Source organism: Pseudomonas sp. S09G 359 (assembly GCF_002843605.1).
Classification (GTDB): Bacteria; Pseudomonadota; Gammaproteobacteria; order Pseudomonadales; family Pseudomonadaceae; genus Aquipseudomonas.
This window is the reverse complement of record NZ_CP025263.1, coordinates 4,658,652-4,680,980: the sequence shown is the minus strand read 5'-3', so window position 1 is coordinate 4,680,980 and position 22,329 is coordinate 4,658,652. Positions and strand designations below refer to the sequence as shown.

At 61.0% G+C, this 22,329-nt stretch carries 19 protein-coding genes, 4 tRNA genes, 1 pseudogene and 1 riboswitch; of the genes and pseudogenes, 18 read left to right on the top strand and 6 right to left on the bottom strand.

Annotation, left to right across the window (positions count from 1 at the left end):
* Positions 1-16: 16 nt before the first annotated feature.
* Both CXQ82_RS21295 and CXQ82_RS21290 read left to right on the top strand, forming a co-directional pair.
* The gene (locus tag CXQ82_RS21295; RefSeq protein WP_241150938.1) at positions 17-556 is read left to right on the top strand and encodes a hypothetical protein; all 540 of its coding nucleotides are present in this window, start codon (positions 17-19) and stop codon (positions 554-556) included.
* Positions 553-1,038: a GNAT family N-acetyltransferase gene (locus tag CXQ82_RS21290; protein WP_101272159.1), complete on the top strand. Its 486-nt coding sequence runs from the start codon at positions 553-555 to the stop codon at positions 1,036-1,038. Before CXQ82_RS21295 ends, CXQ82_RS21290 begins: the two co-directional genes overlap by 4 nt.
* A 360-nt stretch (positions 1,039-1,398) precedes the next feature.
* Here the strand turns inward: CXQ82_RS21290 and CXQ82_RS21285 are convergent, their stop codons facing one another.
* The 3 genes and pseudogenes from CXQ82_RS21285 to CXQ82_RS21275 form a co-directional block, all read right to left on the bottom strand.
* Positions 1,399-2,163, bottom strand: coding sequence for an ABC transporter ATP-binding protein (locus tag CXQ82_RS21285; protein ID WP_101272158.1), 765 nt, complete (start codon positions 2,161-2,163; stop codon positions 1,399-1,401).
* On the bottom strand, positions 2,160-3,164 hold the full coding sequence (locus CXQ82_RS21280) for an iron ABC transporter permease (protein WP_177409925.1): 1,005 nt from the start codon (positions 3,162-3,164) through the stop codon (positions 2,160-2,162). The genes CXQ82_RS21285 and CXQ82_RS21280 overlap by 4 nt, the downstream gene beginning before the upstream one ends.
* Positions 3,165-3,172: 8 nt before the next feature.
* A pseudogene (locus tag CXQ82_RS21275) lies at positions 3,173-4,175 on the bottom strand (ABC transporter substrate-binding protein).
* Positions 4,176-4,289: 114 nt separating this feature from the next.
* Positions 4,290-4,484: riboswitch (cobalamin riboswitch) on the bottom strand.
* A gap of 118 nt (positions 4,485-4,602) precedes the next feature.
* Between CXQ82_RS21275 and CXQ82_RS21270 the strand changes: the two are divergent.
* The 3 genes from CXQ82_RS21270 to CXQ82_RS21260 are packed head-to-tail and all read left to right on the top strand — an operon-like array spanning position 4,603 to position 7,529.
* Positions 4,603-5,037: a hypothetical protein gene (locus CXQ82_RS21270; RefSeq protein WP_241150939.1), complete on the top strand. Its 435-nt coding sequence runs from the start codon at positions 4,603-4,605 to the stop codon at positions 5,035-5,037.
* The gene (locus CXQ82_RS21265) at positions 5,034-6,500 is read left to right on the top strand and encodes an ATPase domain-containing protein (protein ID WP_101272155.1); all 1,467 of its coding nucleotides are present in this window, start codon (positions 5,034-5,036) and stop codon (positions 6,498-6,500) included. Before CXQ82_RS21270 ends, CXQ82_RS21265 begins: the two co-directional genes overlap by 4 nt.
* A 9-nt stretch (positions 6,501-6,509) precedes the next feature.
* Positions 6,510-7,529, top strand: a complete 1,020-nt coding sequence (locus CXQ82_RS21260; protein ID WP_101272154.1) for a HAMP domain-containing sensor histidine kinase — start codon at positions 6,510-6,512, stop codon at positions 7,527-7,529.
* A 25-nt stretch (positions 7,530-7,554) separates the two neighbouring features.
* Here the strand turns inward: CXQ82_RS21260 and CXQ82_RS21255 are convergent, their stop codons facing one another.
* On the bottom strand, positions 7,555-8,946 hold the full coding sequence (locus tag CXQ82_RS21255; RefSeq protein WP_101272153.1) for an aldehyde dehydrogenase family protein: 1,392 nt from the start codon (positions 8,944-8,946) through the stop codon (positions 7,555-7,557).
* Positions 8,947-9,049: 103 nt separating this feature from the next.
* On the opposite strand from CXQ82_RS21255, the gene CXQ82_RS21250 reads away from it, so the two are divergent.
* Positions 9,050-9,928 (top strand): LysR family transcriptional regulator, encoded by an 879-nt coding sequence (locus tag CXQ82_RS21250; protein WP_101272152.1) that lies wholly within the window; start codon positions 9,050-9,052, stop codon positions 9,926-9,928.
* Between the two features lie 61 nt (positions 9,929-9,989).
* A complete protein-coding gene (locus tag CXQ82_RS21245; RefSeq protein WP_101272151.1) occupies positions 9,990-10,556 on the top strand; it encodes a hypothetical protein in 567 nt (188 codons plus the stop codon).
* Between the two features lie 10 nt (positions 10,557-10,566).
* On the opposite strand, the gene CXQ82_RS21240 is transcribed toward CXQ82_RS21245, so the two are convergent.
* Both CXQ82_RS21240 and CXQ82_RS21235 read right to left on the bottom strand, forming a co-directional pair.
* On the bottom strand, positions 10,567-10,776 hold the full coding sequence (locus CXQ82_RS21240) for a hypothetical protein (protein ID WP_101272150.1): 210 nt from the start codon (positions 10,774-10,776) through the stop codon (positions 10,567-10,569).
* A gap of 772 nt (positions 10,777-11,548) precedes the next feature.
* Complete coding sequence (locus CXQ82_RS21235) at positions 11,549-12,745, bottom strand: amino acid aminotransferase (RefSeq protein ID WP_101272149.1); 1,197 nt, start codon at positions 12,743-12,745, stop codon at positions 11,549-11,551.
* A gap of 343 nt (positions 12,746-13,088) precedes the next feature.
* Here CXQ82_RS21235 and uvrB point away from each other — a divergent pair, with 343 nt between their 5' ends.
* The 11 genes from uvrB to CXQ82_RS21180 all read left to right on the top strand — a co-directional run bounded on the left by uvrB (position 13,089) and on the right by CXQ82_RS21180 (position 22,301).
* Entirely contained in the window at positions 13,089-15,104 is a 2,016-nt protein-coding gene (gene uvrB, locus CXQ82_RS21230; RefSeq protein ID WP_101272148.1) for an excinuclease ABC subunit UvrB, read from the top strand.
* A gap of 218 nt (positions 15,105-15,322) precedes the next feature.
* Positions 15,323-16,804, top strand: a complete 1,482-nt coding sequence (gene gltX / locus CXQ82_RS21225) for a glutamate--tRNA ligase (protein WP_101272147.1) — start codon at positions 15,323-15,325, stop codon at positions 16,802-16,804.
* Positions 16,805-16,951: 147 nt separating this feature from the next.
* A tRNA-Ala gene (locus CXQ82_RS21220) sits at positions 16,952-17,027 on the top strand.
* 78 nt (positions 17,028-17,105) lie between these two features.
* Positions 17,106-17,181 (top strand) — tRNA-Glu (locus CXQ82_RS21215).
* A gap of 50 nt (positions 17,182-17,231) precedes the next feature.
* A tRNA-Ala gene (locus CXQ82_RS21210) sits at positions 17,232-17,307 on the top strand.
* Positions 17,308-17,385: 78 nt separating this feature from the next.
* Positions 17,386-17,461 (top strand) — tRNA-Glu (locus CXQ82_RS21205).
* Positions 17,462-17,643: 182 nt separating this feature from the next.
* Positions 17,644-18,183, top strand: a complete 540-nt coding sequence (locus tag CXQ82_RS21200) for a TetR/AcrR family transcriptional regulator (protein ID WP_101272146.1) — start codon at positions 17,644-17,646, stop codon at positions 18,181-18,183.
* 16 nt (positions 18,184-18,199) lie between these two features.
* The gene (locus CXQ82_RS21195; protein WP_101272145.1) at positions 18,200-19,033 is read left to right on the top strand and encodes an alpha/beta hydrolase; all 834 of its coding nucleotides are present in this window, start codon (positions 18,200-18,202) and stop codon (positions 19,031-19,033) included.
* A 39-nt stretch (positions 19,034-19,072) separates the two neighbouring features.
* Positions 19,073-19,507, top strand: coding sequence for a thioesterase family protein (locus CXQ82_RS21190; protein WP_101272144.1), 435 nt, complete (start codon positions 19,073-19,075; stop codon positions 19,505-19,507).
* Positions 19,508-19,562: 55 nt separating this feature from the next.
* Positions 19,563-20,534: a tRNA-dihydrouridine synthase gene (locus tag CXQ82_RS21185; RefSeq protein WP_101272143.1), complete on the top strand. Its 972-nt coding sequence runs from the start codon at positions 19,563-19,565 to the stop codon at positions 20,532-20,534.
* Between the two features lie 558 nt (positions 20,535-21,092).
* Positions 21,093-22,301, top strand: a complete 1,209-nt coding sequence (locus CXQ82_RS21180) for a hypothetical protein (protein ID WP_101272142.1) — start codon at positions 21,093-21,095, stop codon at positions 22,299-22,301.
* Positions 22,302-22,329: the final 28 nt, after the last annotated feature.

The window sequence follows — 22,329 nt, the reverse complement described above, 5'->3', positions numbered from 1 at the left end:
AAGCAAAGGACTGCACGTGAAGCTTCTTCAATGCGCCATCGGGCTCTCAGCCCTGTCTCTGCTGACCGCCTGCGGCCAGGCCACCGAGCAAAAACTCAGCTTCGACGTGCCTTACGGCCAGTACCAAACCGTGCTGCGCCAGAACGTCAGCGGTAAGGGCCAGTTGACCTGCAAGGTGGTGACCGACAACCAGGACCGTGGCGAAAAATGGGTGCCGTCGGTGATCCTCGCGGCTGCCGAAGACGCCGCCGAGGACGATACGCTGTTTCTGTCCAGCTATTCGCCACCCGGCACCGACCAGCGCCTGTTCAACCTGCGCACCTTCAACAAGGCCAAGCCGATCATCGACACGCAGTTCAAGCAGGCGCTGGATTATAACGGCGTGTATATCCTGCGCCTGAGCTGGCAGGCGGATGGCAGCATCGGTTACCAGGTCGCCAGTGGTGACATCTGGGACGAGAAAAAGATTGTCCAGGCGCCGGGCTTTAGCGTGCGCCACGTGAGCGTGCATGCGTCGGGGATGAAGGGCAGTGCTACGTGCGAGTTGCGTGAATGATTATTCAGCCGGTTGTGGCCGCTGACATTCCTGACGTACTGACCTTCGTTCTGCAGGCCCGTGCGGAGCTGTTTCCCAAGCTCAGCGGCGCCGGTATGCCGGCTGACCTGGCGGACTTCGAAGCCGTTTACCTGCAAAGCGATGGGCGGTTTCTGGTCGCGCGCGAGGGGGATCAGATTGTCGCCGCGATCGGCTATTTGCCTTACGACGGGCGCTTTCCCCAGTTGGATTATCAGGATCGCAAGACGGTGGAAGTGGTGCGGCTATTCGTGCTGCCAGCGTTTCGCCGCTTTGGTCTGGCGGGTAGGTTGTATCGCGAGCTGGAAGCGCTGGCGCGGGCGGATGGGGTAGAGGTGGTGTACCTGCATACCCACCCGTTTCTGCCGGGAGCGATTGATTTCTGGGTGCGGCAGGGCTTTGAGATTGTTGATATCGAAGCCGACCCGCTGTGGCAGACCACCCACATGCACAAGCCGCTGTAGATCCAAAGGTGGGAGGGGCGGTGCGACGATTCGACTTGCCCCCGATGGCTGTGGGTCAGTCCTGGATTTATCAACTGACACTCCCTCATCGGGGGCAAGCCCCCTCCCACTTTGGATTTTTGTTGTGCTGGAAATTTTGGTGTGTCAGCTAACTCGCAAGTCGATATATCGAAGCCGACCCGATCTGGCAGACCACCCACATGCACAAGCCGCTGTATATCCAAAGGTGGGGGGGGCGGTGCGACGATTCGACTTGCCCCCGATGGCTGTGGGTCAGTCATGGATTTATCAACTGACACTCCCTCATCGGGGGCAAGTCGAATCGTCGCACCGCCCCTCCCACATTTGAATTTTGGTGTGTCAGTTGGAGCGCAATCGCAATATTTGCGCCCCATCAAACGGGTCCGTCAGGTAATGCGCCTGCACCCCGAACGTGTCCTGCAGCCGCTGCGGCGTGAGTACTTCCAACGGCTTGCCCAACGCCACCAACCGCCCGCGATCGAGCACGGCCAGGCGGTCACAGGTCAGGGCCTGGTTAAGGTCATGCAGCGCAATCAGCGTGGTCACCGGCAGCGCCTGCACGCCTTTCAATATCGCCAGCTGGTGCTGGATATCCAGGTGATTGGTCGGCTCATCCAGTAACAGAATCTGCGGCCGCTGCGCCAGGGCGCGGGCGATGTGCACACGCTGGCGTTCGCCGCCGGAGAGGCTGCGCCAGGCGCGTGTGCTCAGGTGCGTGGCGTCCACATCGTGCAGGGCCTGGCGCACGATGGCGTCATCTTCGTCGGACCACGGGCTCAACGCCGACAGCCAGGGCGTGCGGCCCAGCGCCACGGCGTCGAAGACGCGGATGGCGTCGTCGGTGTCGGCCTGTTGCTCCACCACCGCCAGCTGTTGCGCGATGGCGCGGCGCGACAGCTCGCCCAGGCGCTTACCGCCAAGCTGCACCTGGCCCGATGCGGGCGCCCGCAGGCCGGCGAGCAGTTTGAGCAGGGTGGATTTGCCGGAGCCGTTCGGGCCGACGATGCCGAGGGTTTCGCCCTGCTCGACGTCCAGGTGAATATCGCACAGCAACTCAGCCTCGCGCACCTTGAAGCCCAAGCCGCTGCAGCTCAGTACGCTCATCGGGGGTTTCTCCGGCCAATCAGAATCAACGCAAACACTGGCGCACCGACCAGGGCGGTGACCACGCCCACCGGAATCACCTGGCCCTTGATCAGCGTGCGTGACAGCACATCGGCGGCAATCAGAAACAGCGCGCCCCCCAGCGCACTGGCCGGCAGCAAACGCGAGTGCCCGGTGCCAAGCAGCAGGCGCACAGCGTGGGGGATCACCAGGCCGACAAAACCGATGGAGCCGACAATCGAGACCATCACCGCCGTGACCAGCGCCGCGCAACCCACCAGCACAAATTGCACGCGACGTACCGGGATGCCAAGGGACGCCGCCGAGTCGCTGCCGAAAGTGAACGCATCCAGCGCGCGCCGGTGCCACAGGCACACCGCCAGGCCGATGACCGCCACCGGCACCGCCAGCCACACAGAGGGCCAGCGCACGCCGCTGAGGTTGCCGAGCAACCAGAACATGATGCCGCGCGCCTGTTCGGAACTGGCCGACTTGGTGATCAGGAACGCGGTGAGGGCATTGAACAGCTGCGAACCGGCGATGCCCGCGAGGATGATCTGCCCGGTGCCGCTCACGGAGCCGCTGGCCCGCGCGAGCAGAATTACCAAGGCAAAGGCGGCCATGGCGCCTACAAATGCACCGGCCGACAACGAGATCAAACCGCCGCCCACGCCCATCAGCGCCACCAACACCGCGCCGGTCGAGGCGCCGGCGCTGATGCCCAGCAGGTACGGGTCGGCCAGCGGGTTGCGCAGCAACGACTGCAGAATCACCCCACAGGTTGCCAACCCGGCACCGCACGCGGCGGCGACCAGGGCGCGGGTCAGGCGGTAGTTCCACACCACGCCCTCATCGATAGGGTCCAGCACGTAACTGGCGCCCCAAAGTTTGTTGGCGAGCACCTGCAGCACCACCTGGGGTGAGATGGCGGTTTCGCCGATGGCCACGCCGGCGAGCACGGCGATCAGCAGCAGGGCCAGGGCGAGTAGGGTTCGGATCACGCCTGTACTCATTTGCGCAGGTCGTAGCCGTCGATGGCCGTGGCCAGTTGTTCAAGGCCGTCGAACATGCGGATGCTGGCCTGCAACGCCAGGGCATCGAGGATGATGATGCGGTTGTTTTTCACCGCGTCCATGTTGCGGGTCACTGCGCAGGAAGGCGAGTTTCTTTTCATGGTCGTCGGCGGGGTAGCGGCGACGGTCCATACGTGCGATCACCAAAAAGGTCGGGTTGGCCTTGGCGATGGTTTCCCAGCCGACGGCGGGCCACTCTTCATCGGACTGCACCACATTGGTCAGGCCGAGCGTTTGCAGGATGAACTCCGGGATGCCCTTGTGGCCGGCCACATACGGGTCGCTGGCCATCTCGGAGCTGGAGAACCACACCAACGCGCTGGCCTGCTTGAGGCCCTTGCTCTGCACGGTGGCGACGGATTTGGCCAGGCGCGCCTTGAGCTCGTCGTTCAACTGCTGGCCGCGGTCCTGCACGTCGAAGATCTGCGCCAGTTGGCTGATACTTTTATAGATGGTCTCGATGCGGAACGGCTCCAGCCGCGTGCCGTCGGCGCCCACCAGGTTGTCCTTGCCTTCGCAGTCGGAGGGCAGCAGGTAGGTGGGGATGTTCAACTCATGGAACTGCTCGCGCGTGCCCACCACGCCCTGCGGGCCGACCACCCATTCCAGCTCGGCCGCCACCAGTTGCGGGCGCTTGGCGATCACCGCTTCGAAGCTCGGCTCGTTATTGGCCAGGCGTTCGATGCCATCGTTCAGGGCCTTGTACTGCGCCAGCACGTTGTTGAACCACAGCGAGGTGCCGACCACTTTGTCGCCCACGCCCAAGGCGTAAAGCATCTCGGTGGCAGCCTGGCCGATGGTCACGCTGCGTGCAGGGGCTTGCTGGAAGGTCACGTTGATGCCGCAGTTCTCGACGGTCAGCGGGTAGTGAGTCGGTGCCGCGTGGGCCAGGGCACAGAAACCCAGGCCGGTGATCAGGGCGGTAACGCGTGGCAGCATGGGGCTATCTCCGTAAAGCCGTAGGTGAAGCAGGGGCGGTACGGCTTGGAAACACACCCTCGAGCGCTGCCGAGCGGGCAGGGCAAGGACGTCCTTCCCGGACACCCCGCCGGTTAGTGTTCTTACTCGGCCGGCAGGTCTCCTGACTGATGCGTCGTCGCCACGCTCCGGCCTTCCCGGGCAAGGCCCAGTGGCGTCAAGGAGCAGGCTCAGCACCTACAGTTGCGGGGGCAGTTTCGATTGGCGCGGTGTACCGCGTTTCGAATTCCCTATTAGTCCCGTATGGGAACCGGCGCGGTATGGTAGTCGATCGTGGCTGGCCGGGGGAACCTCATCCGTACGCATTTGGCCCGCGGGCCCGGATGGGGTCTCTAAACCTCGGCTTAGGGTGTACCATCAGTCTCTGTTCATCAGAAATCAGTCAGACATGCCCACGCTTAGCGAAGAGAGCCGCCGGATTGTAGCTACTCTGGTGCACCGCGTTGGTCCGCACGCTGACACTGCAAGCATCGCCGAGGCGATTGTTTCGATTTTGCAGGATATGGACGCAGCACTGGCGCCCATAATCGGCCAGCAGGGCGTTGCCGCGCTGTACCGGCGCAGCTTCCATCTGTGCGTCGCCAACCATCCACGCCTGGCCGTCAGCTATGACAGCGTGCCGGCGGCGATGGATCTGCTTGCCCTCAAATCCGTTCTCGTCGAGCAAAACGAGACCGATGCGCGGTTTTTCGGTGAGGTGTTGCTGACAACCCTCTACGAACTCCTGACCACGCTGATCGGGCCTTCACTCACCGCACGTTTGCTGGTGGGTGTGTGGCTGCCTCCTTCGAGCGACACCTCTTCGCAGGAAATTTCGCCATGAGCACCAAAGTGACTATCAACCGTCTGGCCACGGGTGTGCCAGGACTGGACGAGGTCCTGGGCGGTGGCCTGCCGGAGTTTTCGTTCAACCTCATCGCCGGCCCTCCGGGATGTGGCAAAACCACCCTCGCGCACCAGATGATGTTCGCCCTGGCCACGCCCGAGCGCCCGGCGCTGTTCTTTACCGTGCTCGGGGAGCCGCCGCTGAAGATGCTGCGTTATCAGCAGCAGTTCGATTTCTTCGACGATGAAGCCATCAACCAGTCGATTCGCTATATCAACCTGGCAGACGACACCCTGGCCGGTGATCTGGACGAAGTGTTGCGGCGCATCGTCAGTGAGGTCGAGGCGCATTCGCCGTCGCTGGTCTTCGTCGATTCGTTCCGCTCCGTGGTGCTGGCCAGCCAGACCCAGCACAACCCCAACAACAACTTGCCGCAGTTCATCCAGCAACTGGGCATGTTGATGACGACGTGGCAGGCGACGACCTTCCTGATCGGCGAGTATTTCACCGAAACCGACACCAATCCGATCTTCACTGTGGCAGACGGCCTGATCTGGCTGCGGCAGAGCGTCGAGCGCAATTCGATGGTGCGCAAGATGGAAATCATGAAAATGCGCGGCCAACCGACCTTGCCGGGGCTGCACACTTTCCGGATTGCCACTTCGGGGATCAAGGTGTTCCCGCCGGCCGCCCTCAACCGGTCGGTTGAAGTGCCGCCGACGTTCCCGATCACGCGCCTGAAAATGGGCGTGCCGGCCCTTGATGAAATGCTCGGCGGCGGCCTGCCTCGCGGCTATTCGCTGCTGGTGGCCGGGCCGTCGGGCTCGGGCAAGAGCATTCTGGCCGCGACCTTTCTGGCCGAGGGCGCGCGCAACGGTGAGACCGGGGTCATCGCCGTCTTCGAGCAGCGGCCCAATCATTCGCAGAACCCGCAGTTGGCCGAGTTGATCAAGAATGGGCAGGTGGGCCTGGTGGACAGCCGCGCGCCGGACCTGTCGATTGACGAGATCGTGCAACTGCTGCTCGGTGAGATCAGCCGCTTGAACGCCTCCCGCGTGGTGATCGATTCGCTGTCGGGCTTTGAACTGGCGCTGGCGCCGACCTTTCGCGCGGATTTCCGCGAGTCGTTGTCGCGCATGGTCACCGCGTTGACCGGGGCCGGGGTCAGCGTGTTGATGACATCGGAGCTGGAAGACCGTTACACCGACCTGCGTTTCAGCCCCTACGGCACGGCGTTCCTCACCGATGCGATCATCGTGCAGCGCTACATCGAAGTAGAGAGCCGCTTGCTGCGCATCATGGCGGTGGTCAAGGTTCGCGCCAGCGCTCACTCGGATCAACTGCGCCAGTACTACATCGACGATAACGGCCTGCAGATTCGCGACATGTTGCCGGAGCAGGAAGGCTTGTTGGGTGGGCGCCCGACCAAACAGGTTTCGACGGGAGACAAACATGTGTGAGCCCGGCTCATGAGTGAAACCGGCGGCAAGAATGACAGTGAGCTGAATACAGCGGCCCACGAGCTGTTCCTGCTTGGCCAGAAAACCGTCGAGGCCCGCGCCGTGCTCGCCGCCCTGCAACAGCAACTGAGTGACGTCAGCAGCCGCCTGGTGGATACCCAGCAGGTCGAGCAAGTGATCGAGGCCAACCAGCAACTGGTCGTGGCGATCCTGCTCGCGCAATCCGACGCGGCCAGCCCGCCACGCGTGGAAGAACAGCGTTTGTACCAGGAGCTTCGCGAGGCGAATGCGCAGTTGGTCATTGCTGCGCTCAGCGCTCAAGACCTGCAGGCCACGGCCGAGCGCGCGCTGGGCCAGCAGAAAAGTATCCTGGCGATGGTGGCGCATGAGCTGCGCAACCCGTTGACGCCGATCAGCATGATCGCCGAGCGCATGGTGCGCCTGCCGAGTGACCAGCTGCCGCGCATGCGTGAGCTGATCGAAGGCCAGGTGCAGCATATTTCACAGCTGGTGGATGACCTGTTGGACGTGTCCCGCGTCAGCACGGGCAAACTGCGTGTCGAGCGGCGCAAGGTCGACATGCTGTACATCCTCCGCAGCGCTATTGATGCCTGTGGCCCGGTGATGCGTGCGAAAAATCAGCACTTTGAGGCCCATCTGCCCGATGGCCCGTTGACGGTGAGTGGTGACCCCGGGCGCCTTGCGCAGATCCTGAACAACCTGCTGGCCAACTCGGCCAAGTACACGCCGGTGGGGGGCCGTATTGTGCTGTCGGTGACCGTCACAGACGCGTTGAGGATCAGCATTGGCGACAATGGCATCGGCGTTTCGGCCAAGGCGTTGCCGTTCATCTTCGACCCTTATGTGCAGGACGAGCATGCCATCGGCTTCAATGGCTCGGGTTTGGGGATCGGCTTGACGGTGGTGCGCGAACTGGTGGAAGCCCATGACGGCACGGTTACCGCCATGAGCGAAGGCAAGGACAGGGGCAGCGAGTTTGTGGTGACGCTGCCGCTGCTGGATGCCTGAACACAGGCTTTTGCGTTGACTGGGCTTACTTGCGATCCAGCCACACCGTCTGCGCATTACAGAATTCCCGCACACCAAAGTGCGACAATTCACGCCCAAACCCACTCTTTTTCACCCCACCAAACGCCACCCGAGGGTCGGACACGCTGAACGCGTTGACGAAGATCCCGCCGGTCTCCAGCTGATTGGCGATGTTGCGCGCCTTGGCCGCATCGGTGGTGAAAATGCTCGCGGTGAGGCCGAATTCACTGTCGTTCGCCAGGGCCACAGCGTGGTCGGCATCGCGGGCAGTGATGATTGAGGCCACGGGGCCGAACAGCTCCTGTTTGAACGAGGTCATCTGGTCGGTGACATTGGCCAGCACGGTCGGCTCATAGTAGTTGCCGGCGCCGGCTGCTTTGTTACCGCCCAGCAGCAGCGTCGCGCCTTCTTCCAGGGTGGCCTGGACCTGGCCGTGCAGCTCGTCGCGCAGGTCGAAGCGGGCCATGGGGCCGATGTAAGTGGCGGTCGCCGTCGGGTCGCCCATCACCAGGGCACGGCTGGCTTCCAGGAACTTGGCGGTGAAGGCTTCCACCACACCTTCTTCGATGATCAGGCGCTTGGCGGCGGCGCAGACTTGGCCGCTGTTCTGGAAGCGGCCGATCACAGCGGCCTGAACGGCGGCGTCGAGGTCGGCGTCGTTGAGCACAATGAAGGGGTCGGAGCCACCCAGTTCCAGCACGCATTTCTTCAGCGCAGCCCCAGCCTGGGAGCCGATGGCCATGCCGGCGCGCACGCTGCCGGTGAGGGTCACGGCGGCGATCCGCGGGTCGGCGATGGCCTTGGACACACCTTCGGTGGTCACGTTGATCACTTCGAACAGGCCGTCAGCGAAGCCGGCTTTCTGAAACGCTGCTTTCATCAGGTAAGCGCTGCCCATCACGTTCGGCGCGTGTTTAAGCACATAGGTGTTGCCGGCGAGCATGGTCGGCACGGCGCCGCGCAGCACTTGCCACACCGGGAAGTTCCACGGCATCACGGCGAGGATCGGGCCCAGCGGGCGGTATTCGATCTGAGCGCTGCCGTTGTCCACCAGGGTCGGTTCCGGCGCCAGCATGGCCGGGCCTTGGGCGGCGTACCATTCGGCGAGCAGCGCACATTTCTCGATTTCGGCACGCGCCTGGGCGATGGGTTTGCCCATTTCCAGGGTGATCATCTGCGCCATCTCTTCGGCTTGGTCGCGCAGGGCGGCGGCCAGGGCCAGCAGCAATTCGGCACGCTGGCTGACTGGCTGGCGGCGCCAGGTGCGGAATGCGCCGGTGGCACGGTCGAGGGCGGCGTCCAGTTGCGACGCGGTTTCATACGGGTAGCTGCCGACCGTTTCGCCATTGGCGGGGTTGATCGACAGGGCGTGGGTCTGGGGGGAAATAGCGTTCATGGCACCGTCCTGCTGAATGAGTGGAATGGGTTCAGCGTACGGGGCTGGATCTTTTATGGAAACTGAATAATATTAAGCAATACGTTCACGATTGGAGAATGACTTGGATCTGGTGCAGCTGGAAATCTTCAAGGCCGTTGCCGAGCAAGGCAGCATCAGCGCCGCCGCGCAGTTGATTCATCGGGTGCCGTCGAACCTGACCACGCGCATCAAGCAACTGGAGCAGGATTTGGGCGTGGAGTTGTTCATTCGCGAGAAAAGCCGCCTGCGCCTGTCGCCTGCCGGGTGGAATTTCCTCGGTTATGCGCGACGCATTCTCGACCTGGTGCAAGAAGCCCGGGCCACGGTGGCGGGGGAGGAGCCCCAGGGCGCATTTGCCCTCGGCTCGCTGGAAAGCACAGCGGCGGTGCGCATTCCGGGGTTGCTGGCGGCGTACAACCAGAAGCACGCCAAGGTCGAACTGGACCTGAGCACCGGGCCATCGGGCACCATGATCGAAGGCGTGCTGTCGGGGCGCCTGACGGCGGCCTTTGTCGATGGCCCGGTGCTGCACTCGACGTTGGAAGGCGTGGCGGTGTTCGAAGAGGAAATGGTCGTGATCGCGCCGCTGCATCACGCGCCGATCAACCGCGGGCAGGATGTGAATGGCGAAAACATCTATACGTTTCGCTCGAACTGCTCGTACCGGCACCATTTCGAGCGCTGGTTCTCACAGGATGGTGCGATGCCGGGCAAGATCTTCGAGATCGAGAGCTACCACGGCATGCTCGCCTGCGTCAGCGCCGGTGCCGGCCTGGCGCTGATGCCGCGCAGCATGCTGGAAAACATGCCGGGCTTCGCGGCGGTGAGCGTGTGGCCGTTAGCGGACAACTTTCGCATCCTGCACACCTGGCTGATCTGGCGGCGGGGGACGGTGTCGCAGAGCTTGAGCAGTTTTGTGAAGTTGCTGGAGGAGCGCGGGGCGATTCGCGAGGGGGTGTGAGGGAAGGCTCAGTGATTCTGGTCTACGCTCGTCGTTGTCACCCCTTGAGAGCGATCCGCGAATGGACAAACCACCTGGTTCGAGCCTGGTTCAGGTGCCCACGGATGATCAATTTTTGTGGCGACCGATTGCCTGGATTCCGTTGCTGTTTACATCGATCGTGGTCTTTGGCGGGTGGAGCGCGGATTTTCTCAAGCTGACGTGGGCTAACGCTTTAGTCAGTGGGTTGGCGCAAACGCTGCCGTCTATCGAAACATGGGCTGAAAAGTCATTTTTTTCCGAGGTCACGCGGCTGATTTTTGCGTTGGCGTGGCTGTTCAGTGTGTATTACGCCGTGCTGATTGCATGCTGGGTGCCTTATCGAACACTGTTTCTGCGCTCATTGGTCAACAGAAGGCGCCACCTTGCGATCTTGCCTGTCGTGGTAATGGGCGGCTTCGGGGTGTTCTTCTTAACGGTGACCTTTCCCGAAGAGCCTCACTGCACGCGCAACTGCGTTTATGAGTCCGCAGTGATTCAGGTGCTCTATTCGTCGGTAGGGTCATTTCTTACGGGCTATGGCCTGGCAATGCTGTACTGGTGGTTAAGCAATTTTTCCAGAATTCACTTCGACAGGCCTCTGCACTGAGGGCCGGGCATCAGCCGCCGAATTGCAGGGTGCCCATGGCCAATTTTGCCATGATTGCGGTCGCGCCCAACTGCACCAGCCACAGCGCAAGGCCACCGAGGAACACGCCGAGCGCTACTTGCAGCACCAGGCTTTTCTGGCGTTTGGCTGGCGGTGTGCGCGGGGTGTAGTCATGCAACTCGTCGCGGTCGGCACGCAGGTCCAGGTCGTCGTTTCTCATAGAGTTCTCACAGCAAAGGGGCAGTCAGGGTTCAGTCTAGGGGCTGCGCGTTGTGCCCAGTGAATTTTTTGCAGGCGCTGCGCCTTTTGTGGCGAGCGAGCTTGCTCGCGCTGGGGTGCGTAGCGGCCCCTTGTTCAGGCACCGCGTTTCGTCAGGAAGTTCAAGGTGGCGGGGTTTGGGGCTGCTGCGCAGCGCGTTGTGCCCAGTGAATTTTTTGCGCGCGCTGCGCTGCTTGTGGCGAGCGAGCTTGCTCGCGCTGGGGTGCGTAGCGGCCCCTTGTTCAGGCACCGCGTTTGGTCAGGAGGTTCAAGGTGGCGGGTTTGGGGCTGCTGCGCAGCCCAACGCGAGCAAGCTCGCTCGCCACAGGTTCAGTGAAGCTACAGGTTTAGTTAAGCCATAGGTTCAGCTAAGCCACGGGTTCAGTGAAGCCACAGGTTCAGTGAAGCTACAGGTTTAGTTAAGCCATAGGTTCAGCTAAGCCACGGGTTCAGTGAAGCCACAGGTTCAGTGAAGCTACAGGTTTAGTTAAGCCATAGGTTCAGCTAAGCCACGGGTTCAGTGAAGCCATAGGTTCAGTTAAGCCACAGGTTCAGTGAAGCCATAGGTTCAGCTAATCCATGGGTTCAGCTAATCCATGGGTTCAGTTAAGCCGCAGGTTCAGCTAATCCACAGGTTCAGCTAATCCATCGGTTTAACTAACTCATCGGCTCAACGTTCGCCCATAAAAAAGGGGAAGCCATGAATGGCTTCCCCCTCATCGCCTGTTTAAGGCTTACAGCACCTGCACAATCGCTTTTGTTACCGCGCCGATGTTCGACTGGTTCAGCGCCGCCACACAGATACGCCCGGTATCCAGTGCGTAGATACCAAACTCGGTACGCAGGCGGGTCACTTGTTCAACGGTCAGGCCGGAGTAGGAGAACATCCCACGCTGGCGGCCGACGAAGCTGAAGTCGTGGCCTGGAGCAGCCTTGGCCAGTTCAGCCACCATCTGCTCGCGCATGCCACGGATGCGCAGGCGCATTTCGGCCAGTTCGGCTTCCCACTGGGCGCGCAGCTCGGGGTTGTTCAGTACTGCCGCCACAATCGCCGCGCCGTGGGTAGGCGGGTTGGAGTAGTTGGTGCGGATCACACGCTTGACCTGGGACAGGATGCGCGCGCTTTCTTCTTTGGATTCGCTGACGATCGACAGCGCGCCCACACGTTCGCCGTACAGCGAGAACGACTTGGAGAACGAGCTGGACACAAAGAAAGTCAGGCCCGATTCGGCGAACAGGCGTACAGCAGCGGCGTCTTCGTGGATGCCGTCGCCAAAGCCCTGGTAGGCCATGTCGAGGAACGGCACCAGGTTCTTGGCCTTGACCACGTCCAGCACGTTTTGCCAGTCGGCCGGGCTCAGGTCGACGCCGGTCGGGTTGTGGCAGCAGGCGTGCAGCACCACGATGGATTGCGGCGGCAGGGCATTGAGGTCTTCGAGCAGGCCGGCGCGGTTTACGTCGTGGGTGGCGGCGTCGTAGTAGCGGTAGGTCTGCACCGGGAACCCGGCTTTTTCGAACAGCGCCTGATGGTTTTCCCAGCTTGGGTCGCTGATGGCGACGACGGCGTCTGGCAGCAGTTGCTTGAGGAAGTCAGCGCCGATTTTCAGCGCGCCGGTGCCGCCAACCGCTTGGGCGGTGATCACACGGCCGGCGCTCAGCAGTGGCGATTCAGCGCCAAACAGCAGTTTTTGCACGGCCTGGTCATAGGCGACGATGCCGTCGATCGGCAGGTAGCCACGGGCGGCGTGTTGCGCCACGCGAATGGCTTCCGCTTCGGCAACGGCACGCAAGAGTGGAATCTTCCCCTCCTCGTTGCAGTAAACGCCCACGCCAAGGTTGACCTTGGTGGTTCGTGTATCGGCGTTGAATGCTTCGTTGAGGCCCAGGATAGGATCGCGTGGTGCCATTTCGACAGCGGAGAACAGGCTCATTTTTGCGGCAGCTCTATGGGGGAATGGAGGGACGTGTCGCGCTCCAGCCGAATGCACTAGAGCGGTGCACAAACGGGGAGCTAGTATAGAGGCCCTCACCGCTGAGGGCGACAACCGAAACGGCTTTTCGGCCAAGTTTTTCGGTTTATTTGCTGACCGTTAGTCTTATTGCAACCTTGATCCTAGACGGCGGATAGGACGATTGCCTTGAAACCCGTCACATTCGCCACCACTTCTACAGCTATCATGGTTTTTTCCTGCAACCTGCGATGACTATTCGCGGGTTGCTGAGCTATTTCGTCCCTGGCGGTTTCGAGTCTGGGGTGACTTCACGAGGTACGTTATGTCGGATTTCCAGCTCGTCACCCGTTTTGAACCCGCCGGCGATCAACCCGAAGCCATTCGCCTGCTGGTCGAAGGCATCGACGCCGGCCTGGCGCACCAGACGCTGCTCGGGGTGACCGGTTCGGGCAAGACCTTCAGCATTGCCAACGTGATTGCGCAGACCAATCGCCCCACGTTGGTGCTGGCGCCGAACAAGACCCTGGCCGCGCAGCTGTACGGCGAGTTCAAGGCGTTCTTCCCGAATAACGCGGTGGAGTACTTCGTTTCCTACTACGACTACTACCAGCCCGAAGCCTATGTGCCGTCCTCCGATACCTTTATCGAGAAGGATGCGTCGATCAACGACCACATTGAGCAGATGCGCCTGTCGGCGACCAAGGCGTTGCTGGAGCGCAAGGACGCGATCATCGTCACCACGGTGTCGTGCATCTACGGCCTGGGCAGCCCGGAAACCTATTTGAAGATGGTGCTGCACGTCGACCGCGGCGACAAACTCGACCAGCGCGAGCTGCTGCGCCGCCTGACCAGCCTGCAATACACCCGCAACGACATGGACTTTGCCCGCGCGACCTTCCGCGTACGTGGCGATGTGATCGACATCTACCCGGCCGAGTCCGATCTGGAAGCCATCCGCATTGAGCTGTTTGACGATGAAGTCGAGAGCCTGTCGGCCTTCGACCCGTTGACCGGTGAGGTGATTCGCAAATTACCGCGCTTTACCTTCTATCCGAAAAGCCACTATGTGACGCCGCGAGAAACATTGATGGGCGCCATCGAGGGGATCAAGACCGAGCTGGTGGAGCGCCTGGAATACCTGCGTAGCAACAACAAGCTGGTGGAAGCCCAGCGCCTGGAGCAGCGCACGCGCTTCGACCTGGAGATGATCCTGGAGCTGGGCTACTGCAACGGCATCGAAAACTATTCGCGCTACCTGTCGGGCCGTGAATCCGGGCAGGCGCCGCCCACGCTGTTCGATTACCTGCCGGATGACGCCCTGCTGGTGATCGACGAATCCCACGTCAGCGTGCCGCAGGTCGGTGCGATGTACAAAGGTGACCGCTCGCGCAAAGAAACCTTGGTGGAGTACGGGTTCCGTTTGCCGTCGGCGCTGGATAACCGGCCGATGCGTTTCGACGAGTTCGAAGGGATCAGCCCGCAGACCATTTTTGTCTCGGCCACGCCGGGTAATTATGAGGCCGAGCATGCGGGGCGCGTGGTTGAACAAGTGGTGCGCCCAACCGGCCTGGTGGACCCGCAAATCGAAATCCGCCCGGCGCTGACCCAGGTGGACGACTTGCTCTCGGAAATCACCAAGCGCGTGGCCCTGGAAGAGCGGGTGCTGGTCACCACGCTGACCAAGCGCATGTCCGAAGACTTGACCGACTACCTGGCCGACCACGGCGTGCGCGTGCGCTACCTGCACTCGGACATCGACACCGTGGAGCGCGTGGAGATCATCCGCGACCTGCGCCTGGGAACCTTTGATGTACTGGTGGGCATCAACCTGCTGCGCGAAGGCCTGGACATGCCGGAAGTGTCGCTGGTGGCGATCCTCGATGCTGACAAGGAGGGCTTCCTGCGCTCCGAGCGCTCGCTGATCCAGACCATCGGCCGTGCGGCGCGTAACCTCAATGGCCGGGCGATTCTCTACGCCGACCGTATCACCGGCTCCATGGAGCGGGCGATCGGCGAGACCGAGCGCCGTCGCGACAAGCAGATTGCCTTTAACCTGGCCAATGGCATCACGCCCAAGGGGGTGTTCAAGGACGTCGCCGACATCATGGAAGGCGCCACCGTGCCCGGCTCGCGCAGCAAGAAGCGCAAGGGCATGGCCAAGGCCGCCGAGGAAAGCGCCAAGTACGAGAACGAATTGCGCTCGCCGAGTGAGATCACCAAGCGCATCCGCCAGTTGGAAGAGAAGATGTACCAGTTGGCGCGGGACCTGGAGTTTGAGGCGGCGGCGCAGACGCGCGATGAGATTGGCAAGCTGCGGGAGCGGTTGTTGGCGGTTTGATGTGTGGTGATTCAACTGGCCTCATCGGGGGCAAGTCGAATCGTCGCACCGCCCCTCCCACATTTGACCGTGCTCACAAATCAAAGTGTGGGAGGGGCGGTGCGACGATTCGACTTGCCCCCGATGGCTTCACCTCGGTCTGCCAGAATCACCCAAGCTGGTGTTACCATTCGCCCCTTGTTTCAATTTTCAGTTTTATCGCCCATTCGAGACCAGCCATGACCACCGTCCGCACGCGCATTGCGCCATCGCCTACTGGGGATCCCCACGTCGGTACTGCCTACATCGCCTTGTTCAACTACTGCTTTGCCAAGCAGCACGGCGGTGAATTCATCCTGCGGATCGAAGACACCGACCAACTGCGCTCCACCCGTGAGTCGGAGCAGCAGATTTTCGATGCCTTGCGCTGGCTGGGCATTACCTGGGCGGAAGGCCCGGACGTTGGCGGCCCGCACGGCCCGTATCGCCAGAGCGAGCGCAGCGACATCTACAAGCAGTACACCCAGCAACTGGTCGACATGGGGCATGCGTTCCCGTGCTTCTGCACCGCTGAAGAGCTGGACCAGATGCGCGCCGAGCAACAGGCCCGGGGCGAAACCCCACGCTACGACGGCCGCGCGCTGCTGCTGTCGAAGGAAGAGGTGGCCCAGCGCCTGGCTGCCGGCGAACCGCACGTTATCCGCATGAAAGTGCCGAGCGAAGGCGTGTGCGTGGTGCCGGACATGCTGCGCGGTGACGTCGAGATTCCGTGGGACCGCATGGACATGCAAGTGCTGATGAAGACCGACGGCCTGCCGACGTACTTCCTGGCCAACGTGGTCGACGACCACCTGATGGGCATCACTCACGTGCTGCGCGGCGAAGAATGGCTGCCGTCGGCGCCCAAGCTGATCCTGCTGTACGAATACTTCGGCTGGGAACAGCCGCAGCTGTGCTACATGCCGCTGCTGCGTAACCCGGACAAGAGCAAGCTGTCCAAACGCAAGAACCCGACCTCGGTGACCTTCTACGAGCGCATGGGCTTCATGCCGGAAGCCATGCTCAACTACCTGGGCCGCATGGGCTGGTCGATGCCGGACGAGCGCGAGAAGTTCTCGCTGCAGGAAATGGTCGACAACTTCGACCTGTCCCGCGTGTCCCTGGGCGGGCCGATTTTCGATATCGAGAAACTCTCGTGGCTCAACGGCCAGTGGCTGCGTGACCTGCCGGTGGACGAGTTCGCCACGCGCTTACAGCAGTGGGCGTTGAACCCCGAGTACATGATGAAAATCGCGCCGCTGGTGCAGGGCAGGGTGGAGACGTTCAGCCAGGTCGCACCGTTGGCCAGCTTCTTCTTCGCCGGTGGCGTGAACCCGGACGCCAAGCTGTTTGAGTCCAAGAAGCTCTCCGGTGACCAGGTTCGCCAGTTGATGCAGTTGATCCTGTGGAAGCTCGAAAGCCTGCGCCAGTGGGAGAAGGATGCGATCACCGCGACGATCCAGGCGGTGGTTGAATCCCTTGAGCTGAAATTGCGCGATGCCATGCCGCTGATGTTTGCTGCGATTACCGGGCAGGCCAGTTCGGTGTCGGTGCTCGATGCGATGGAAATTCTCGGCCCGGACCTGACGCGTTTCCGTCTGCGCCAAGCCCTTGATTTGCTTGGTGGTGTGTCGAAGAAAGAAAACAAAGAGTGGGAAAAGCTGCTGGGCGCTATCGGCTAAGCAGGCTGTTGCAGCGACGAAACCCCGGTTTTCCGGGGTTTCGCCGGTAAGTGATTGTTATCCCGGCAAAAAACTTTGGAAAATGTTGAAAATAAATTTGACACACTTCCAAACCGCCATTAAGATTCGCCCCGTCCTCACCGATGAGGGGCTATAGCTCAGCTGGGAGAGCGCTTGCATGGCATGCAAGAGGTCAACGGTTCGATCCCGTTTAGCTCCACCAATTTACAGGTTCAAGGTCTGGCCACACCGTCCTTGAATTGATCAGGTCTCAGCTCTGATCGGTTGTACAGAAGGTTTTGTCCCCTTCGTCTAGTGGCCTAGGACACCGCCCTTTCACGGCGGTAACAGGGGTTCGAGTCCCCTAGGGGACGCCAGTTTCAACAAGCAGCTCGCAAGGTCTGCTGCGCCGCGAGGCGAAAAATCCGGGGCTATAGCTCAGCTGGGAGAGCGCTTGCATGGCATGCAAGAGGTCAACGGTTCGATCCCGTTTAGCTCCACCAATTTACAGGTTCAAGGTCTGGCCACACCGTCCTTGAATCGATCAGTTCTCAGCGCTGATCAGTGTATAGAAGGTTTGTGTCCCCTTCGTCTAGTGGCCTAGGACACCGCCCTTTCACGGCGGTAACAGGGGTTCGAGTCCCCTAGGGGACGCCACGATTACCCGCTCTGCGGGATTTTTAAGGGTCATTCAATTATTGAATGGCCCTTTTGTTTGTCTGGCGTTTGGCCAATTCCCTCCCCGATCCCGTTCTTCTGTTCTGACCAGTGGTCATGCTTCTCGCTTGCGAAATATTATTATGGTAATAATATTCAACCCATGAAAGACGGAGGCAATGATGAGCGATAAAAAAGCGCAAACCCGCGAACGTATTCTGCAAGCCGCCAGCGCCGCATTGATCCAGCGTGGCCCGGCCGAGCCGAGCGTGGGTGAAGTCATGGGCGCGGCGGGGCTGACCGTCGGTGGGTTCTACGCGCACTTTGAAAGCAAGGACGCGCTGATGCTGGAGGCCTTCACCCAGCTGCTGGCCCGGCGTCGCGCGTCCATCGACGATATGGACACCCAACTCACCGGCGAAGAGCGCAGGGGCCTGGTGGCGGCGTTCTACTTGTCGCGCAAGCACCGCGACTCAACCGCCCAGGCCTGCCCGATCCCGGCCACCGTGGGCGAGATGGCGCGCCTGCCGGACGCCTTCCGCGAAGCGCTCAACGAACACGTAGAGCTGATGGCCGCCCAGCTCGCCGCCAGCCCCGAGGACACCGACAAGGCGCTGGCAGACATGGCGCTGATGATCGGTGGCCTGGCATTGGCACGTGCCTTGGGGCCCGGTGAATTGTCGGATCGTGTATTGCGCGCTTCCAAGTCGGCGGTACGCTGAAAGAGGGCTTGCACAAATGCGCACGTTAACCTGGATTCGTCGTATCAACGGCACGCTGGGCCACCTGGCGCCGCACGCGGTGGCCAACAAAATGCGGCGTGCCTTCATGACACCGCGCGACCTGCCGCCGCGTGACTGGGAATTGCCGCTGCTGGCGCAGTCGCAGCGCATGACCCTGCGCTTTGGTCTCTCGGCCCTGCGCTGGGGCCAGGGGCCGGCGGTACTACTCATGCACGGTTGGGAAGGGCGGCCCACTCAGTTCGCCAGCCTGATCACGGCATTGGTGGAAAACGGTTATTCAGTGATTGCCCTCGACGGTCCCGCCCATGGCCGTTCGCCGGGGCGTGAAGCGCATGTGCTGCTGTTTGCCCGTGCCATGCTGGAGGCGGCCGCCGAGCTGCCGCCGTTGCACGCGGTAATCGGCCATTCGATGGGCGGCGCCAGTGCGATGCTGGCGGTGCAGTTGGGGCTGCGTACCGAGGCGCTGGTGAGCATCGCCGCGCCGTCGCGCTTTCTTGACGTACTGCGCGGTTTTACCCACATGGTCGGTTTGCCGGCGCGGGCGCGCTCGGCGTTTATCCAGGAGGTGGAACACACCTTCGGCATGCCGCTCAAGCATTTGGACGTGGCCCACTACCAAATGAATATCCCAGGGCTGATCGTTCATGCCGAAGACGATACCTTTGTGCCGGTCAAAGCCTCGCAAGCCATTCACGACGCCTGGTTCGACAGCCGCCTGCTGCGCCTGGAGCAGGGTGGGCACCAGAAAGTGCTGGCCGACCCACGGGTGATCGACGCTGTGCTGGCGTTGTTGGCCGGTCGCCGTCTACAGGAGCGGCAAACTGCCTGATACACTGCCCCGCCGACATTAATCGACTGGGAGCAACGCATGGGCTGGGATTTGGCAACGCCGTTTATCATCGATCTGCAGGTCGCCCCTGAAGACATCGACGGGTTGGGGCACGCCAATAACGCGGTGTATGTGTCCTGGCTGGAGCGCTGCGCCTGGCGCCACTCCCAGCGTTTGGGGCTGGATCTCACTGAATATCGCCGCCTGGACCGCGCCATGGCCGTGGTGCGCCATGAGATCGATTACCTGGCGGCAGGCTACGAGGGCGACGAGCTGCAACTGGCCACCTGGATTGTTGACTGGGATCAGCGCCTGAAGATGACTCGCCGCTTCCAGTTAGTGCGCCCGCGTGACGGCGCCACCCTGCTACGGGCGCAAACCACGTTTGTGTGTATCGAAATGTCTTCCGGCAAACCCAAGCGCATGCCCACAGAGTTTCTCGACGGTTACGGCCCCGCCCTGACAGGGGGTTAACGGTTGCCGTAGGAAACCCAGTAAACTGCGCCACGATTTTTGTTGAGTGTTTTCCATGCAAATTGCTTTGGCGCCCATGGAGGGGTTGGTCGACAACATCCTGCGGGACGTGTTGACCCGTGTGGGCGGTATCGACTGGTGCGTGACCGAATTCATTCGCGTCAACGACCGCTTGCTGACGCCTGCCTACTTCCACAAGCTCGCCCCGGAATTGCTGCACGGTGCCAAAACCGCTGCCGGCGTACCGCTGCGCGTGCAATTGCTCGGCTCCGACCCGGTATGCCTGGCGGAAAATGCCGCGCTGGCCTGCGAGCTGGGCTCCCAGGTGATCGACCTGAACTTCGGCTGCCCCGCCAAAACCGTCAACAAGTCCCGCGGTGGTGCGGTGCTGCTCAAGGAGCCCGAGCTGCTCAACCAGATCGTCGAGCATGTTCGCCGTGCGGTGCCGGCGCACATACCGGTAACCGCCAAAATGCGCTTGGGCTTCGACAGCCCGGACGGCGCGCTGGTGTGCGCCACCGCCCTGGCTGAAGGCGGCGCTGCGCATATCGTGGTGCACGCGCGCACCAAGGCCGATGGCTACAAGCCGCCGGCGCACTGGGAGTGGATCCCGCGGGTGCAGGACGTGGTCAAGGTGCCAGTGTTCGCCAACGGTGATATCTGGAGCGTTGAAGACTGGCGGCGCTGCCGCGAGATCAGCGGCGTCGAAGACATCATGCTCGGTCGCGGGCTGGTGGCGCGCCCGGACCTGGCCCGGCAGATTGCCGCCGCCCGTGCAGGAGAGGACGTGGTGGAAATGACCTGGGCGCAGATGCAACCAATGCTTCAGGAGTTCTGGCGCCAGTGCGTGGAGCAGTTGACTGAGCGTCAGGCGCCTGGCCGTTTAAAGCAATGGCTGGCGATGCTGACACGCAACTATCCCGAGGCGGTGGAGTTGTTTACCGCAATGCGCCGCGAAACCGACTTGGTGCAAGTAGGACGTTTGTTGGGCGTTGGGCATCAGCGGCCCGAGGTTTTGGCGGTGTAATATCAGCTTTATATTTATCTAAGTTTCAGTGATTGATTCAAGGGGCGCTCCGGCGCCTTTTTTTTTGCCTGTAATAACCGGTCGTGCCAGTAAGCCCAAGGCGGTTGCGAGCGAGGGTGAATGTCTTGTGGGCAGAATGGTTTATTTGTATGTGTAAAAAACAATGTTTTTTTGGTCTTTTTGCTTCAAAAGTTTTGTGGTTTTTGGCGTTGCGCTGCGAAAGGGAATATAGGCGTGCGCGGTAACTAGCACAGGTAGATCGCCTGATTAAGTCTTGGTGATTTCATCAAGTTTCACTGGGGCTGAGTGTTGCTCTTTGTATCGGCTTTATTTGCACGTCCAGGTAAGGCCGCCCATGGTGTTTTGTGAATGTCCATAAGAAATATTCCTCGCTTTTCTAATGGTGTCTTAATGTGAAGCGGAATGTTCGGAACTCAAAGGTCTGGCGGCCCACGAAAGTAGGGAGTGCGAATGCTCGTACTTGTTAGCCAACTTTTATGACGACGAACGTTTCTCGGGCCACTGCCGGTTTAGAGGGACATTGAGAAAGGATATTGTATGTCTAATTTGCCGATTAATAATTTCGCCCCCATGACTAATACCTATCTTCCGCAGGATCGGGAGAAACCAGTGGTTGATAAGTCGCGCGACCCAATGTTGTCCAAAACGGTTACCAATACTGTGCTCCCTGATAATACAGTGGAGTCAAAGGACGGCAATATCACAATGAACAGGGCCACTTTCGATCAATTGTTTGACATTCTTGAGTCGATTTTCAAGGCGGTAAGACTGTGGGCGGGTCAAGGCGGCATACCCAAGCTTACGCTTGATGCGGGGCCTCTACCGAAGGCAATACCCGAAGCGGATCTTAACGCGCCAGTGCTCAAAGACACTGCGGCAAAAACGCTGCCGAAGGCGGATGCAGGGGCCAAGGTGACGCCAGAGTCCGATCCTAAAGCGCAAATGCTCAAGGACATTGTGGCGCAAACGCTGCCGAAGGCGGATGCAGGGGCCAAGGTGACGCCAGAGGCCGATCCTAAGGCGCAATTGCTCAAGGATATTGTGGCGCAAACGCTGCCGAAGGCGGATGCAGGGGCCAAGGTGACGCCGGAGGCCGATCCTAAGGCGCCATTGCTCAAGGATACTGCGGCGAAAATCCTTCCGGATGCAGCGGTGATGCCCAGGGCCATGCCGGAGGCCAAGCCTCACGCGCAGGTGGTCCCAGGTGACGACCTTAAGGTGAGCCCTGACGTAGTATCGGTGACAAAAAAACTGTCCGGCGAAGTTCCAGAGATAAAGCTCGACGCAGCGCAGCAGAGTAAGCAGACGTCTGATATCAACCTGACGGTTCAGGTGGTGAACTGCGGTTTGCATCACCCTGAGGTGAATATTCTTTCGCATGAGCTAAAGCTTGATGACCAGCACATGGTGCTGCCTAAGACACCGGATAAGCCAAAAGCCGATGACCAGCGCCCGTCGGTGCCGAACACCCTGGATAAACCAAAAGCCGACGAACCGCCTCCGTTGGTGCCGAACGCCCTTGATAAACCCAAAACCGCTGACAAGTCCCCAGTGACGCCAAACACGCCGGACATGCCCATGCTCAATGACCAGCCCTCGGGCCCCATTCCTGACATTCGCGTCAATCCGGAACTGACAGCCCCCGGGCCTGCCGATGACCGTTCGGGCGATATTTTCAGTAGCCGCAGCCGGAACAGGTTCGACAACCTCTGGACCACCAATGCCGGTCGTCAAAACAGGGCATAAATTAAGCGGGACTTTTCACAATCTGTAC

Bases quoted from the DNA above. Each gene is read 5' to 3' on its own strand.
- CXQ82_RS21290 (WP_101272159.1), top strand. From the start codon at position 553: ATGATTATTCAGCCGGTTGTGGCCGCTGACATTCCTGACGTACTGACC.
- CXQ82_RS21285 (WP_101272158.1), bottom strand. From the start codon at position 2,163: ATGAGCGTACTGAGCTGCAGCGGCTTGGGCTTCAAGGTGCGCGAGGCT.
- CXQ82_RS21270 (WP_241150939.1), top strand. From the start codon at position 4,603: ATGCCCACGCTTAGCGAAGAGAGCCGCCGGATTGTAGCTACTCTGGTG.
- CXQ82_RS21265 (WP_101272155.1), top strand. From the start codon at position 5,034: ATGAGCACCAAAGTGACTATCAACCGTCTGGCCACGGGTGTGCCAGGA.
- CXQ82_RS21260 (WP_101272154.1), top strand. From the start codon at position 6,510: ATGAGTGAAACCGGCGGCAAGAATGACAGTGAGCTGAATACAGCGGCC.
- CXQ82_RS21255 (WP_101272153.1), bottom strand. From the start codon at position 8,946: ATGAACGCTATTTCCCCCCAGACCCACGCCCTGTCGATCAACCCCGCC.
- CXQ82_RS21245 (WP_101272151.1), top strand. From the start codon at position 9,990: ATGGACAAACCACCTGGTTCGAGCCTGGTTCAGGTGCCCACGGATGAT.
- CXQ82_RS21240 (WP_101272150.1), bottom strand. From the start codon at position 10,776: ATGAGAAACGACGACCTGGACCTGCGTGCCGACCGCGACGAGTTGCAT.
- CXQ82_RS21235 (WP_101272149.1), bottom strand. From the start codon at position 12,745: ATGAGCCTGTTCTCCGCTGTCGAAATGGCACCACGCGATCCTATCCTG.
- uvrB (WP_101272148.1), top strand. From the start codon at position 13,089: ATGTCGGATTTCCAGCTCGTCACCCGTTTTGAACCCGCCGGCGATCAA.
- gltX (WP_101272147.1), top strand. From the start codon at position 15,323: ATGACCACCGTCCGCACGCGCATTGCGCCATCGCCTACTGGGGATCCC.
- CXQ82_RS21200 (WP_101272146.1), top strand. From the start codon at position 17,644: ATGAGCGATAAAAAAGCGCAAACCCGCGAACGTATTCTGCAAGCCGCC.
- CXQ82_RS21195 (WP_101272145.1), top strand. From the start codon at position 18,200: ATGCGCACGTTAACCTGGATTCGTCGTATCAACGGCACGCTGGGCCAC.
- CXQ82_RS21190 (WP_101272144.1), top strand. From the start codon at position 19,073: ATGGGCTGGGATTTGGCAACGCCGTTTATCATCGATCTGCAGGTCGCC.
- CXQ82_RS21185 (WP_101272143.1), top strand. From the start codon at position 19,563: ATGCAAATTGCTTTGGCGCCCATGGAGGGGTTGGTCGACAACATCCTG.
- CXQ82_RS21180 (WP_101272142.1), top strand. From the start codon at position 21,093: ATGTCTAATTTGCCGATTAATAATTTCGCCCCCATGACTAATACCTAT.